Origin of the sequence: Acinetobacter sp. HZNU-JH01 (genome assembly GCF_037996845.1) — a bacterium.
Lineage (GTDB): Bacteria > Pseudomonadota > Gammaproteobacteria > Pseudomonadales > Moraxellaceae > Acinetobacter > Acinetobacter haemolyticus.
Map to the genome: position 1 here is coordinate 2,913,023 of NZ_JBBMZX010000001.1, position 14,583 is coordinate 2,927,605.

The following is a 14,583-nucleotide window of genomic DNA, read 5'->3' on the forward strand; positions in this document are numbered from 1 at the left end:
TGAAAAATTTGTGTAAATTAGTTAAAAAGTAAAGTAAATACGAAGACGATGCGTCGAGTCCATTTTTTCTTGATAAGGATAAAGAAAAAGGGCGTTTTTTCGTACAATTACTGATTAAAGGGAAGTGCTCAGAAAAATAACATGATATAAGACTTTTACAAGTAAGATACAGTGTGTTTTTGAGTTTAGATATTTCTTCAGTTCACTTTTTCCATGGAAGGTCTTTGAGCGTTTGTTCAATTCTTGTCGTGAAACTTAAGTTGAATGGCATAGATATTGCTCTTGCTCAGACAAATGGGAATTTAACAGTTGTTATATTTCCAACGTATATAAAAAAGGTTGATTTATATGAGTGCAGCAGAAATTGTTGATTGGTTAAATGGTATTATCTGGAGCCCAGCGCTAATCTATTTATGCTTAGGTGCAGGTTTATTTTTCTCTATTCTTACGCGGTTCGTTCAAATTCGACAACTCAAAGAGATGGGAAAGTTATTAATAAAGGGAACATCTTCATCACAGGGGATTTCATCTTTTCAAGCTTTATCTGTTTCGCTTTCTGGTCGTGTCGGTGTAGGTAACATTGCTGGTGTTGCAGCAGCAATTGGTTTTGGTGGTCCTGGTGCCGTATTTTGGATGTGGGTTGTTGCATTCTTAGGCGCAAGTACTGCTTATGTTGAATCGACTTTAGGTCAAATTTATAAAGTAGAATATCAAGGTCAATACCGTGGTGGACCTGCTTTTTACTTTGATAAGGGTTTAGGCCAACGTTGGTTAGGTATTTTATTTGCGATCGCTGCAATTATTTCTTGTGGCTTGTTCTTACCAGGTATTCAAGCAAATGCTGTTGGAAATGCATTTACCCAGATCACAGGTCAGGGTGCGATCGTCTTTGGTAATGTTGGTGTATATAAGCTTGTCGCGCTTGTAGTAATCGTAACCTTATTATCGATCATTATTTTTGGTGGTATTAAACGTATCGCACGATTCGCGCAGTTCGTTGTACCATTTATGGCGCTAGGCTATATCATCATGGCGTTGGTGATTGTGTTTATTAATATTCAAGAGCTTCCGAATGTTATCCGCATGATCTTCGCTGATGCCTTTACACCTATGGCGGGTGTGGGTGCTGCAATTGGCTGGGGGGTAAAACGTGGTGTTTACTCAAATGAAGCTGGACAAGGTACAGGACCTCATGCTGCAGCTGCAGCTGAAGTACAGCATCCAGCTCAACAAGGTTTAGTGCAGTCTTTTTCTGTTTACGTTGATACTTTATTTGTCTGCTCAGCAACTGCTTTTATGATCTTGATCACAGGAATGTATAATGTTCAAGGGACTTTAGAGGCTGGTCAATTCATTGTACAAAATGTAAGTCCAACGGTTGAGATTGGCTCGCCAGCCTTTACTCAAATGGCTGTAAGTACTGTTTTTGGTGGTTTTGGCCAAATATTTGTAGCGTTGGCGGTATTCTTCTTTGCCTTCACGACCATTATTGCTTACTACTATATTGCTGAAACCAACATTACTTACCTCAGCTATATCACAAAAACGCCTTCATTAATGTTCCTCACCAAATGCTTCATTATTGCAGCAGTGGTTTATGGTGTAATTAGTGCAACTGGTTATATTTGGGGTATTGGTGATATTGGTGTTGGTTTAATGGCATGGATTAACATCATTGGTATTATCTTGACTTACTTCATCTGGAAGCCGACGATTAAAGCATTGCGTGATTATGAGAAACAGCAAAAAGCTGGTGTAACTGAATTTACATTTGATCCAGTTAAACTTGGTATCCGTAATGCAACATTCTGGGAAGATCGCCTCAAGAATAAATCGAAAAAAGATTAAGTCTTGACGACATCATCTTCATGTTCTACTTAAAAGCAGCCTATATGGCTGCTTTTTCGATTTTTACTTGAAATATTAATGAATATAGGCGATGAATTGGTAAGTGGAATGAAATAGCATATTCGCTCAGGACAAAATAAAAATAGCGTGTTGGATTGATCCAAAGTGATCTTGCGTGTCAGGTAACAATGAGTTGAATGCTATTAACAAAGAAAGCTATTTTTAAAGTATTGGATCATTTCCACAGAAATTGGCGTTTTTTTATGTTTAGACTTTAGCCTGTCGAATGATCACGCTATACTGCTGCGAATCGTAAAAGTTAGGTGCTCAGATGCGTCCAGTCATTTGTTCTATCAGTGTGTTACTGAGTTGTGTTGTATTAACAGCATGTGGTCAGTCAGGTGCATTGCAATTACCATCTGATCCAAATCATGATAAACGTGCAAAATACTTGCTTTACAAGAATGAAACATCTCCAGCCAAAGTTTCTTCTGATGTAAATACAGAGGATAGCAAGGTAGATAACCAAACCGCACAACCTTCCACTCAATCTCAGACCACTTCACCTTAAGTTTGTATATAAGGACATCTTCATGAGTTTCACTCGTATTAATGGAGTATTGCATGCAGAGCAATGTTCATTAGACCAGCTCGCACAGCAATATGGCACACCTCTATATGTTTATTCCAAAGCAACTTTGGAAAAACATTATTTGGATATGGATCGTGCTTTTGATTTTATTGATCATCAAATCTGTTTTGCAGTGAAGTCAAACTCAAATATCGCTGTTCTCAATGTCTTGGCAAAATTGGGTGCAGGTTTTGATATTGTGACGGGTGGTGAACTTGCGCGTGTTTTAGCTGCTGGCGGCGATCCTGCGAAAATCGTATTCTCAGGTCTGGGTAAATCTGAAGCAGATATTGAGAAAGCATTAACCGTGGGTATTGCTTGCTTCAATGTAGAGTCACATGCTGAGTTGGATCGAATTCAAAAAGTTGCAGCAAAGCTCGGCAAAAAAGCACCGATATCGTTGCGTGTTAATCCTGATGTGGATGCAAAAACGCACCCGTATATTTCGACCGGCTTAAAAGAAAACAAGTTCGGTATTCCGAGCGATGCAGTCGATGCAACATATCAATATGCAGCGTCTTTATCAAATTTAGAGATCGTGGGTATTGATTGTCATATTGGTTCGCAGTTGACAGAAACCAAACCATTCGTTGATGCACTTGATCGCGTCATTTTAATGATTGAGCAGTTGAAAAAACTTGGGATCAACCTCAAACATATTGATATCGGCGGTGGTTTAGGTGTTTGTTATAAAGATGAAACACCGCCAACGGTGGCTGAATATGCAAATTCAATGCGCCCAGCTTTAGAAAAATTGGGTTTAAAAGTTTATATGGAGCCAGGACGGAGTATTTCAGCCAACGCAGGTACTTTACTGACCAAGGTTGATTTGCTAAAGCCAACCAACCATCGCAACTTTGCAATTATTGATGCAGCAATGAATGACTTAATTCGTCCTGCATTATATGAAGCTTGGATGGATATTCAGTCAGTTAATCCAAATCCAGATGTTGAAGTAAAAACGTGGGATCTCGTCGGCGCTATCTGTGAAACTGGTGATTTTTTAGGTAAAGAGCGTAATTTGGCTCTACAAGAAAATGATGTGTTGGCTGTTTTGGGTGCTGGTGCATATGGTTTTGTGATGAGTTCAAATTATAATAGTCGTGGTCGAGCTGCCGAAGTAATGGTCAATGGCGATCAGGCCTATTTAATTCGCGAGCGCGAAACAATAGAATCACTCTGGGAAAAAGAGCGTTTGTTGCCTGAGGAGTAAATTGGATGTTTTTAGAATTTACCAAAATGCATGGTTTGGGCAATGATTTTATGGTCGTTGATCTCATTACCCAGCGAGCTTATTTAGATACCGTGACGATTCAGCGTTTAGCTGATCGCCACTTTGGTGTGGGCTTTGATCAGCTTTTACTTGTTGAGCCACCTGATTTTCCAGATGTAGATTTTAAATATCGTATTTTTAATGCGGATGGTTCCGAAGTTGAACAATGTGGAAATGGGGTTCGTTGTTTTGCGCGTTTCGTGCATGAACGTCGTTTAACCACTAAAACTAAGATTCGTGTACAGACCAAAGCGGGTATCGTAGAACCTGAGTTGGGGGCTAATGGTTGGGTTCGCGTGAATATGGGGCCACCCAAATTTCTTCCAGACGAGATTCCGTTTGTGACCCAAGTCGACGAAGACATTGAGGGTTTATATTCCTTAGAGCTTGCTGATGACAAGAGCATCAATATTGATGTGGTCAATATGGGCAATCCACATGCAGTGACCATTGTTCCAGATGTACTAACCGCTGATGTAGCTGGAATTGGTCCACAAGTTGAATCGCATGTACGTTTTCCAGAACGAGTCAATGCAGGCTTTATGCAAATTTTGGATGAAAAGCATGTGCGTTTACGCGTATTTGAGCGTGGTGTTGGTGAAACTTTAGCTTGTGGTACAGGTGCATGTGCTGCTGCAGTAAGTGGTATGCGTCGTGGTTTACTTGCGAATGAAGTTGAAGTTCAGCTTGCAGGCGGTAAGTTGCATATTGCATGGCGTGAAGGTGATGTCGTCTGGATGACGGGTCCAACTGCATATGTATATGAAGGGCGTTTGGATTTGAGATATTTTCAATCTTAATGCACTTAAGAGCACCAGATCATGGTGCTCTTTTTTATTTTAATAGTTTGAAGTTGCTGATGAAGAATAAAATTATTTTTTTACCGGGTGCATCTGGCGATCTAAATTTTTGGCAACCTGTAAGTGATTTGTTGCCTGATAAATATGACAAAGAAATTATAGGTTATCCTTCATTTGGTTGTGTTGAAGCAAATAAAAATATAGAAAGCTTCGAGGCATTGATTGATTATGTGATCGGAAAAGTTCAACAAGAATGTGTGATCGTCGCTCAATCGATGGGTGGGATTTTTGCAGTTGCCTCGGCTTTAACTAAACCTGAATGGGTAAAAGGATTAGTATTGGTTGCCACGTCTGGTGGTATTCCGCTGGAGTCTTTTGATGTTCAAGATTGGCGTGAAGGGTATAGCCAGCATTTTTTACAATATCCTGATTGGTTTGTGACAGCCAATATTGATTTTGACGCCGAGCTAGATTCAATTGATATTCCAGTATTGTTATTGTGGGGAGATCAAGATCCATTGAGTCCACCCACTGTCGGGGAATATTTAAATCAACGCTTTCCAAATGCTGAACTGCACATTATAGAGGGTGGTGATCATCAGTTTGCTCATACACATGCACAGCAGGTCGCAGCATATATCAATACTTATTTGAATCGTCACGATTCAAATTAACGTTTACTAAACGCAAGTTTGAGTGCAAACAGAATAAAAATACTACCTGTAATTCGATCCATATAGCGAATAAATTTGGGTTGTTTCAAGTAATGCGAAACCGTTTGCATGGCATAGATGAGGAACATTGACCAGATAAAACCAATGACCACATGAATCATGACTAACCCCATCGTCCAAGCAATCGGTGAAGCAGATTGCGGAATAAACTGAGGTAGAAACGAAATATAAAAAATACCAACTTTAGGATTAAGCAAATTACCTAAAAAACCTTTAACAAACCAGTTCTGAATTGAGTGAGTTGTCTCTGTATTTGTAAGTTGTGCGCGAGGTTTTAGGAGCATATTCAATCCAAGCCATGCAAGATAGAATGCACCCATCCATTTTAAAATGTTAAAAGCCAGATCAGAAGTCATTAATAATGCCCCTAGACCACAAGCCACGATCAGTCCCCAAACAATACACCCTAAGTTAATTCCCAATGCGGCTTGAAAGGCTTTTAATTTTCCTTCGAGTGTTGCAGTACGAATAATCAAAGTTGTGTCTAGGCCAGGAGTGATCGTAAGGAGTGTAATTGCGATTAGATAAGGGATTAGAATTGTTGTCATGGCAGTGGGCTAAAGTCTAATGCTTGAAATTTATTGTATTACAATGATCGATGATCTTCGAGATTTGTTTAATACTGAGAACAAACATGGTTAAAATATCACGATAAAGGAAATAGGATGGAGAATGACTTGGAAACTCCTGAAAAGCTGCTGTCAATGTGGTTAAAAGAACGGGTGATTCAAAATCAGTCAGCGCATACTATTTCCGCTTATCAACGTGATCTGACTGATTTCTTTAAATTTTGTGAATATAAACAGTTACAGTTAGAAGATGTTGAAGCATCAGATTTAAGAGAATACTTGGCATCTCGGGTAGAGCAGGATCAATTGAGCTCCAGTAGTTTGCAACGACATTTGACTTCTATTCGTCAATTTATGAAATGGGCAGCGCAAGGACGATACCTACAGCATAATCCATCCGCTGATTTTAAGTTAAAGCGTCAACCTAGACCTTTACCGGGTATGGTTGATATTGAAACGATCAATCAAATCTTAGATCAGACTGCGCCAGAGAAACTGATTGATCAACAGCTATGGTTGAGAGATAAAGCCATGCTGGAACTTTTATATTCAAGTGGCTTACGTTTGGCAGAATTGCAGGGCTTGACCATCAAAGATATTGATTTTAATCGCCAACTATTGCGTATCACAGGTAAGGGCAATAAAACCCGAATCGTCCCTTTCGGACTCAAAGCAAAACAAAGTTTAATTGAATGGCTGAAAATTTATCGCATTTGGCAAGGTGGTTTTACGGCGGACTCGGCGGTGTTTATCTCACAACAGGGACGTGCCTTGATGCCGAGGCAAATTGAAAATCGAGTGAAATTACAAGCCCAGCGCGCAGGGGTGAATGTTGACTTACATCCACACTTGTTGAGACATTGTTTTGCGAGCCATATGCTTTCAGCGAGTGGAGATTTGCGTTCTGTACAGGAAATGTTAGGGCATAGCAATTTATCTACTACACAAATATATACCCATGTAGACTTTGATCAGTTAGCAAAAGTTTATGATCAAGCCCATCCTCGAGCGCAAAAAACTAATGCTTGATATATTATGTTGCAATATTGCTTGTTTAATAGTCGATGAATTTTCCACTTTCTCTAGAAAGCTCACTAAATTATGACGCTTACTTTATTGCCAGTTTTTATATAAAGTTGAAGACTGTTTAAGGTGATGGGAAATGATCTATCGTAGATCATTCTAAATTGAAGAATAAAGTTTGTTTTAGGTCTTTGAATTACTTAAAAGATTAAAAAAATCAAAATGTAATATTCATTCTGCTGATAAATTAAAACTCCTAAATGAATAATTGTTTTGAATTAGTGAACTGGGCATTTCATCTTTTTTATTGCGCTAGTGGAAATTGTGACTTGACCGAAATGCCAAATACATTGCAAGATAGGGCACCTAAAAAGTTTCATTCGAAGAGTTAGAATACTCTTTACTACATTTACTTGCTTAGAACAGCCGAGGATTACATGAAGGCTCTTGTTGCTGTAAAACGTGTGGTTGATGCCAACGTTAAAGTTCGTGTTAAGCCGGACAATAGTGGGGTTGACCTTACTAACGTTAAAATGTCTATCAACCCATTCTGTGAAATCGCAGTTGAAGAAGCGGTTCGCTTAAAAGAAAAAGGAACGGTTACAGAAATCGTTGTTGTTTCAGTGGGTACTAAAGATGCGCAAGAACAACTTCGTTCTGCAATGGCTTTAGGTGCTGACCGTGGTATTTTGGTTGAAACTGCTGATGAAGTTGGCGCTTTAGAAGTTGCTAAAATCTTGAAGGGCGTAGTAGATGCTGAGAAACCAGAACTTATCCTTCTTGGTAAACAAGCGATTGATGACGACTCTAACCAAGTAGGTCAAATGCTTGGTGCTTTACTTGGCGCAGGTCAAGGTACTTTTGCATCAGAAGTTAAAGTTGATGGTGGTAAAGTTCAAGTAACTCGTGAAATCGACGGTGGTTTACAAACTGTTGAGCTTGGTCTTCCAGCAATCATCACAACTGACTTACGTTTGAATGAGCCACGTTATGCTGCGCTTCCAAACATCATGAAAGCGCGTAAAAAGCCGCTTGATACTAAGTCACCTGCTGATTTTGGCGTTGCAACAGGCACTAAACTTAAAACAATTAAAGTTGAAGCACCTGCTGAACGTAAAGCTGGCGTACAAGTGAAGTCAGTAGACGAGCTTGTTGAAAAATTGAAAAATGAAGCGAAAGTGATCTAAGGGAGTAAAATCATGAGTATTTTAGTTATCGCAGATCACAACAACCAAACTTTGAATGGTGCGACATTAAACGTTGTTGCAGCAGCTCAAAAAATCGGTGGTGACATTACTGTATTAGTTGCTGGTTCTGGTGCTCAAGCAGTTGCTGACGCTGCTGCTAAAGTTGCTGGTGTAAGCAAAGTATTACTTGCTGACAATGCTGCTTATGCAAACCAACTTGCTGAAAACGTTGCTGGCTTAGTTGCTGACATCGCGAAAGGCGGTTACAAATACGTATTAGCTGCATCTACAACAACTGGTAAGAACCTTCTTCCACGTGTTGCTGCACTTCTAGATGTAAGCATGATCACAGACATCATTGCTGTTGAATCTGCAAACACTTTCAAGCGTCCTATCTATGCAGGTAACGCAATCGCAACTGTTCAATCTGATGAAGCTATCATCGTTGGTACAGTTCGTGGTACTGCATTCGATGCGGTTGCTGCTGAAGGTGGTTCTGCTGCAGTTGAAGCTGTTGCTGAAGCAAACGATGCTGGTATTTCTAAGTTTGTTAGCGAAGAAATCGTGAAACTTGATCGTCCAGAATTAACTGCTGCACGTATCGTTGTTTCTGGTGGTCGTGGTGTAGGTTCTGGTGAGAACTATCACAAAGTACTTGATCCATTAGCTGACAAGCTTGGTGCTGCACAAGGTGCTTCACGTGCTGCGGTTGATGCTGGTTTCGTACCAAACGATTTCCAAGTAGGTCAAACTGGTAAAATCGTTGCGCCTGATCTTTACATGGCGATCGGTATCTCTGGTGCAATCCAACACTTGGCTGGTATGAAAGATTCTAAAGTTATTGTTGCAATCAACAAAGACGAAGAAGCGCCAATCAACAGCGTTGCTGACTACTGGTTAGTTGGTGATTTGAACACTGTTGTACCAGAATTGGTATCTAAACTTTAATTCTTTGAATTAAGTTGAAAAACGCTCCGAAATGAACTGCACCCCGAAAGTTGGACACTTTTAGTCTAATTTGAAGGGTGCTTTTCTATGGCTAAATATTCTCAAGAATTTAAACTTGAGGTTGTCCAGTACTACTTATCCGGTTTTGGAAAGGCTGCTACAGGTCAAAAATTTAGTGTTGACCATATGGATGTTCAGAAATGGGTTACAGCTTTTGAACAATATGGTATTTCAGGTTTAAGTGTAAAAACCACTAAATCCCACTATTCTCAAGAATTTAAATTTCAAGTTGTACAAAGCCTTTTAAATGAAGGACTTTCAGCTAAAGAGGCTTCACAACGGTTTCATATCAGGGAAAAAGCAACCATTCTGCAATGGTTAAATCTATATCATGAATATGGTATAGATGGCTTAAAAGCCAAACCTAAAGGACGAGCCAAACAGATGCCAAAGCCGCAAAGAACCAGAACTCAATATTCTCAAGCAGATCGCGATAAAACACAGGAACAGTTGCTTGAAGAACTTGCATATCTACGAGCTGAGGTTGCACTTTTAAAAAAGCGGAGAGCCTTAAGACTGGAACAAGAAGCAAAAGAAGCAGCCGAACAGCAGCGTTTGCAGAACTTATATCAGGATTAAGGCAAGATCATGAGCTAAAGCATTTATTGCATGCAGCTCAAATGGCCCGAAGCACCTATTTTTATCATGAACAGCAACGCAAACTTGAAGATAAATATAGTGATCTTAAACAACAAATAAAGGCGATTTATCATCAACATAAGGGACGATATGGTTATCGTAGGATTACGCTTGCCTTAAGGAATATGGGACGAATCATCAACCATAAATGTGTTCAACGGCTGATGCAGTCTATGCAGCTTAAATCACGTATCAGGGTGATGAAATATCGCTCTTACAAAGGGCAAGTGAGTAAGATTGTAGACAATGTATTACAACGTCAATTTAAAGCGGATCAACCAAATCTGAAGTGGGCTACGGATGTGACAGAATTTAATGTACGTGGTGAAAAATTGTATTTATCTCCAGTCATAGACTTATTCAATGGAGAAATCATTGCATTTCAAACCCAGCGCAGACCACATTATGCTCTAGTCAAAAACATGCTAGACACTGCGTTAGGTAAGCTCAAGCCCGATGACAAGCCTCTTTTACATTCAGACCAAGGTTGGCAATACCAAATGCGTCATTATCAGCAACAATTGAAACAGCATGGTTTAACACAAAGTATGTCACGTAAAGGAAACTGCTTGGATAATGCAGTGATGGAAAGCTTCTTTGGCATACTTAAATCTGAATGTTTCTATGGAGAGAAATTTAATTCAGTTGATGAACTAGAACAGACAGTGAAAGAATATATACACTATTATAACCATGAAAGAATCAAGGTTAAATTAAAAGGACTGAGTCCTGTACAGTACAGAACCCAGTCCTTAAAAGCGACTTAATCAAACCGTCCAACTTATTGGGGTCAGATCAAAAGGGGCGTTTTTTATTTAATAATCTGAATAAGTAACTGGTTAAACAGAAAAGGATATAGCCGATTTAAGTTTCTTACGGATAGATGAAAAGTAACTTAAAGTGTACTTTTAAGTACACTTTTGTTAAAATAGTGGGTTAGGTCCATTTTGGATAGGTTTTCCCCCCGAATGAAATTTGATTTTCGCTTTAATTCTGTGGCACTGCTATTGTGCGCATTTTTGTTGATAACCTTATATTTTTCCTTGACTCATGTTTCGTTGTTAGCAGCTCTAAATGTGCACTTCATTGAGAATTTTCAAGCAATTCTATTACTGATCTGTGTGCCATTTACTTGGTTTTATATGAAACCAAAAACACTTTCAGAACAGAAGAAATGGTTTTGGTTGTGGGCGATGGCATGGTGGTTGATGTTTTTCGGGCGAAGTATAAGTTGGGGGCGTGATTATTTCCCAGAGGTTCCGCATCTATATTTTCGTATGATTTCGATTGTATTAATTGCACCAGTCGTATTTATGTTGTTTTCTCCGAAATTACGTGCCGAAATTAAATATAAACTGCAATCGGTTACATTTCCATTTTGATATATGATTATCGCGGTCGTCTCTTTGCTTTTTGCAGATGGTGTGGAACATCACCGTTTATTTGATGCGTGGTTGTTTAACAGTGCGATTAATCCCGATATTGTAGAAGAGCTATACGAGCTACCATTTCTTTTTGCACTATTCTTTTCTGCTTTTTATTTTATGCAGAAAGATAGAAAATCGATCCTTAAAGTTTCTATTCCTGCCATAGAATCTCACCAGCTTTCACGATAAATAGGCAGTCTTACATCTTTATGGGTGAGTTATTAAAGGACGTAGTCTGTATAAAACGATGAGGGTCTTAATATCGGACCGATGCAGGCTTCATGAGCCGTATGGGGGTGGTTTTTCTAAACATTAAAGAAACCTCTGTTATCGGGTTTAGTGACACCAAATGATGAGAATTAGCGTTTGCTAAACATATCGCAATGTATAGCAGAAATGACAATCATCCCCACTGATTTGACAAGGATTGTCGATCTTTTATCCAAAAAGGTATTTTTTCTTTTTTTATCGTGATTTTTAGAATCTAGTAATTTTAAGTCTTTAATATCTATATGGTTTTTATTGTAAAAAAATGCTAATTTCACTGAGCTAAATTCCCTGTTAATCAGTTGTCTATGCTATAATTCTCCGCTGTATTTTTTATTTTTGGTTCAAGTTTTTTGAGCTGAATTTTTGCAAGATTGAAGACATAAAAACAGGTAGAGCCTTCTACTTGTAAACAAGGAGTATGCATGAGCGTATCGGAAATCAGACCGATTGCCATTGAGGACGAACTCAAGCATTCATATCTAGATTACGCAATGAGCGTAATCGTATCTCGTGCATTGCCAGATGTTAGAGACGGTCTAAAACCTGTTCATCGTCGTGTATTATTTGCAATGCATGAATTGGGCAATGATTATAACAAAGCGTACAAAAAGTCTGCCCGTGTTGTCGGGGATGTGATCGGTAAATATCACCCTCACGGTGATAGTGCTGTATATGAAACGATCGTCCGTATGGCACAGGACTTTAGCTTGCGCTACATGTTGGTTGATGGTCAAGGTAACTTTGGTTCTGTCGATGGGGATAGCGCAGCAGCCATGCGTTATACCGAAGTCCGTATGCAAAAGTTAACCCACGAGATCTTAGCAGACTTAGAAAAAGATACGGTCGATTGGGAAGACAACTACGACGGCTCTGAGCGTATTCCTCAAGTCATGCCTACACGTATTCCAAATCTGTTGATTAATGGAACCACAGGTATTGCAGTTGGTATGGCGACCAACATGGCGCCACACAATATGACTGAGGTGGTCAACGCTTGTTTGGCTTATGCAAATAATCCGAATATTTCTGTAGAAGGTTTGATGGAGCATATTACGGGCCCAGACTTTCCTACAGGTGGCATCATTTATGGTAAATCGGGTATTGTAGACGCTTACCGCACTGGTAAAGGTCGTTTGCATATCCGTGGTAAGTATCATTTCGAAGAAGACCAGAAAACAGGTCGCACAACCATCGTCTTTACGGAAATTCCGTATCAAGTCAATAAAGCAAAGACCATTGAGCGTATTGCTGAACTTGTCAAAGAAAAGAAACTGGAAGGTATTTCTGAACTTCGTGATGAATCAGATAAAGAAGGGATGCGTATTGCAATCGATTTGAAGCGTGGGGAAAACGCTGAAGTCGTTGTGAATAATTTATTCTTGCATACTCAGCTTCAAAATTCATTCAGCATCAATATGGTTTGCCTAGATAACGGTCAGCCTAAACTGATGAACCTAAAAGATATTATTGCGGCATTTATTCGTCATCGCCAAGAAGTCGTGACGCGCCGTACCATGTACGAATTGCGTAAAGCACGTGAGCGTGGTCATATCTTAGAAGGTTTGACGGTTGCTTTAGCCAATATTGATGAGATTATCGAAACCATCAAAACCTCAGCTAACCCTGCTGAAGCGCGTGAGCGTTTACAGGCTGGTGAGTGGGCTGGTGGTGGTGTGGTTGCCTTGCTGGAAAAAGCGGGTGCAATTTCAGTTCGTCCAGATGAAATCGAAGGTGAAGATCCTGCTCGTCCATTTGGTTTGACTGATGATGTTTATCGTTTATCACCAACACAAGTTGCAGCAATTCTTGAGTTGCGTCTACACCGTTTAACTGGTTTAGAACAAGATAAGTTACATGCTGAATATACTGAGATTTTAGGACAAATTGCAGAATTAACCGCAATTCTTAATGATTTCAATTTGTTGATGAATGTGATTCGTGAAGAGCTTGCTCTAATTTTACAGCAGTATGGTGATGGTCGCCGCACTGAAATTGTAGAGTCAGGTGTTGACTTCTGTCGTGAAGATTTGATTCCTGAAGAGCAAGTTGTATTGACTGTGTCTCAAACGGGTTATGCTAAAACACAACCGTTGTCAGATTATCAAGCACAACGTCGTGGTGGTCGTGGTAAGTCCGCTACTGCAATGAAAGATGATGACATCATCCAGCATTTGATTGTGGCATCAAACCATGCAACTGTCTTGTGCTTTACTGATGTGGGCAAAGTTTATCGTTTACGTGTCTTCGAAGTACCTCAAGCATCTCGTGGTGCCAAAGGTCGTCCGATCATTAATTTATTACCTTTAGATGCGAATGAAACTGTAACTGCAATCTTGCCGTTGACAGAGTTCCCAGAAAATCACTATGTATTTATGGCAACGGCCTCAGGTACGGTGAAACGTGTGGAATTGGCACAATTTAGTAATATCCGTGCCAATGGTTTACGTGCAATTGAACTGAATGAAGAGGATACCTTGATTGGTGTTGCGATTACTGATGGTAATCAGCAAATCATGCTGTTCTCGAATGAAGGTAAAGCAATTCGTTTTGCTGAAACTGATGTACGTGCAATGGGACGTACTGCGAAAGGTGTTCGCGGCATGCGAGTAACTTTAGCGGCTGCTGTGGATAGTGAAGACGCAGATTTGGACAATGATGATTCGGATGATAATGATGATTCGTCTGATTCAAATGTATTGAGCCGTATCGTATCTCTCGTTGTGGTACCTGAAACAGGTGAGGTGCTGTGTGCGAGTGCCAACGGTTATGGTAAACGTACTCCAGTGAATGACTTCCCGACCAAGAAGCGTGGTGGTAAGGGGGTAATTGCGATTAAGACCTCTGAACGTAATGGTGAGCTTGTCGGTGCGGTGTCAATCGATGAAACCAAAGAGCTGATGTTGATTTCTGATGGTGGTACTTTAGTCCGTACTCGTGCTGCCGAGGTCGCAATGACTGGTCGTAATGCTCAAGGTGTTCGTTTAATTCGTCTCAGTGATACAGAAACATTGGTTGGTGTTGTTTCAATTGATGCTGTTGAAGTGGAAGATGAGGACGAATTAGAGCTGATCGAAGGCGTAGAAAGTCCAGAGGCGCAAACAGTAACTTCAGAAGAAGTTGCAGTAGAACCGAAAGATGATACGCCTGAAGCGTAAATCTATTCATCCTAAAAAA

General features: G+C 39.9%; 11 protein-coding genes and 1 pseudogene. 11 read left to right on the forward strand and 1 reads right to left on the reverse strand.

Annotated features, from left to right (window positions below; all coding sequences use genetic code 11):
• The first annotated feature begins 348 nt into the window (after positions 1–348).
• The 5 genes from AAC851_RS13735 (at position 349) to AAC851_RS13755 (ending at position 5,226) form a co-directional block, all read left to right on the forward strand.
• Positions 349–1,848: an alanine/glycine:cation symporter family protein gene (locus AAC851_RS13735; RefSeq protein ID WP_134251700.1), complete on the forward strand. Its 1,500-nt coding sequence runs from the start codon at positions 349–351 to the stop codon at positions 1,846–1,848.
• 331 nt (positions 1,849–2,179) lie between these two features.
• The gene (gene lptM, locus AAC851_RS13740) at positions 2,180–2,419 is read left to right on the forward strand and encodes an LPS translocon maturation chaperone LptM (protein ID WP_005086194.1); all 240 of its coding nucleotides are present in this window, start codon (positions 2,180–2,182) and stop codon (positions 2,417–2,419) included.
• 22 nt (positions 2,420–2,441) lie between these two features.
• Positions 2,442–3,692 (forward strand): diaminopimelate decarboxylase, encoded by a 1,251-nt coding sequence (lysA, locus tag AAC851_RS13745; protein WP_134251702.1) that lies wholly within the window; start codon positions 2,442–2,444, stop codon positions 3,690–3,692.
• A gap of 5 nt (positions 3,693–3,697) precedes the next feature.
• Positions 3,698–4,552 carry a diaminopimelate epimerase gene (dapF, locus tag AAC851_RS13750; protein WP_134251704.1) on the forward strand — a complete coding sequence of 285 codons (855 nt, stop codon included), beginning with the start codon at positions 3,698–3,700 and terminating at the stop codon, positions 4,550–4,552.
• A 59-nt stretch (positions 4,553–4,611) separates the two neighbouring features.
• On the forward strand, positions 4,612–5,226 hold the full coding sequence (locus AAC851_RS13755; protein WP_166739948.1) for an alpha/beta fold hydrolase: 615 nt from the start codon (positions 4,612–4,614) through the stop codon (positions 5,224–5,226).
• On the opposite strand, the gene AAC851_RS13760 is transcribed toward AAC851_RS13755, so the two are convergent.
• Positions 5,223–5,834, reverse strand: coding sequence for a LysE family translocator (locus tag AAC851_RS13760; RefSeq protein WP_134251708.1), 612 nt, complete (start codon positions 5,832–5,834; stop codon positions 5,223–5,225). The two genes, AAC851_RS13755 and AAC851_RS13760, sit on opposite strands and share 4 nt — an antisense overlap.
• 156 nt (positions 5,835–5,990) lie before the next feature.
• On the opposite strand from AAC851_RS13760, the gene xerA reads away from it, so the two are divergent.
• The 6 genes and pseudogenes from xerA to gyrA all read left to right on the forward strand — a co-directional run bounded on the left by xerA (position 5,991) and on the right by gyrA (position 14,564).
• On the forward strand, positions 5,991–6,884 hold the full coding sequence (gene xerA / locus AAC851_RS13765; protein WP_340601047.1) for a site-specific tyrosine recombinase/integron integrase: 894 nt from the start codon (positions 5,991–5,993) through the stop codon (positions 6,882–6,884).
• Positions 6,885–7,315: 431 nt separating this feature from the next.
• Positions 7,316–8,065 carry an electron transfer flavoprotein subunit beta/FixA family protein gene (locus tag AAC851_RS13770; protein ID WP_004640177.1) on the forward strand — a complete coding sequence of 250 codons (750 nt, stop codon included), beginning with the start codon at positions 7,316–7,318 and terminating at the stop codon, positions 8,063–8,065.
• Positions 8,066–8,077: 12 nt separating this feature from the next.
• Entirely contained in the window at positions 8,078–9,013 is a 936-nt protein-coding gene (locus AAC851_RS13775) for an FAD-binding protein (RefSeq protein WP_004640175.1), read from the forward strand.
• An 87-nt stretch (positions 9,014–9,100) separates the two neighbouring features.
• Positions 9,101–10,479, forward strand: a protein-coding gene (locus AAC851_RS13780) for an IS3 family transposase (RefSeq protein WP_340600307.1) whose coding sequence is annotated in 2 segments (ribosomal slippage) — positions 9,101–9,628 and positions 9,631–10,479 — 1,377 coding nt in all. Because the reading frame shifts where the segments join, the coding sequence is not laid out codon by codon here.
• A 201-nt stretch (positions 10,480–10,680) separates the two neighbouring features.
• Positions 10,681–11,328: pseudogene (locus tag AAC851_RS13785) on the forward strand (hypothetical protein).
• A 503-nt stretch (positions 11,329–11,831) separates the two neighbouring features.
• Complete coding sequence (gene gyrA, locus AAC851_RS13790; RefSeq protein WP_340600971.1) at positions 11,832–14,564, forward strand: DNA gyrase subunit A; 2,733 nt, start codon at positions 11,832–11,834, stop codon at positions 14,562–14,564.
• Positions 14,565–14,583: the final 19 nt, after the last annotated feature.

What these genes read in the sequence shown, in the direction of transcription:
- AAC851_RS13760 (WP_134251708.1), bottom strand. Translation starts at nt 5,834, where the DNA reads ATGACAACAATTCTAATCCCTTATCTAATCGCAATTACACTCCTTACG.
- AAC851_RS13735 (WP_134251700.1), top strand. Translation starts at nt 349, where the DNA reads ATGAGTGCAGCAGAAATTGTTGATTGGTTAAATGGTATTATCTGGAGC.
- AAC851_RS13775 (WP_004640175.1), top strand. Translation starts at nt 8,078, where the DNA reads ATGAGTATTTTAGTTATCGCAGATCACAACAACCAAACTTTGAATGGT.
- AAC851_RS13770 (WP_004640177.1), top strand. Translation starts at nt 7,316, where the DNA reads ATGAAGGCTCTTGTTGCTGTAAAACGTGTGGTTGATGCCAACGTTAAA.
- gyrA (WP_340600971.1), top strand. Translation starts at nt 11,832, where the DNA reads ATGAGCGTATCGGAAATCAGACCGATTGCCATTGAGGACGAACTCAAG.
- dapF (WP_134251704.1), top strand. Translation starts at nt 3,698, where the DNA reads ATGTTTTTAGAATTTACCAAAATGCATGGTTTGGGCAATGATTTTATG.
- xerA (WP_340601047.1), top strand. Translation starts at nt 5,991, where the DNA reads ATGTGGTTAAAAGAACGGGTGATTCAAAATCAGTCAGCGCATACTATT.
- lysA (WP_134251702.1), top strand. Translation starts at nt 2,442, where the DNA reads ATGAGTTTCACTCGTATTAATGGAGTATTGCATGCAGAGCAATGTTCA.
- AAC851_RS13755 (WP_166739948.1), top strand. Translation starts at nt 4,612, where the DNA reads ATGAAGAATAAAATTATTTTTTTACCGGGTGCATCTGGCGATCTAAAT.
- lptM (WP_005086194.1), top strand. Translation starts at nt 2,180, where the DNA reads ATGCGTCCAGTCATTTGTTCTATCAGTGTGTTACTGAGTTGTGTTGTA.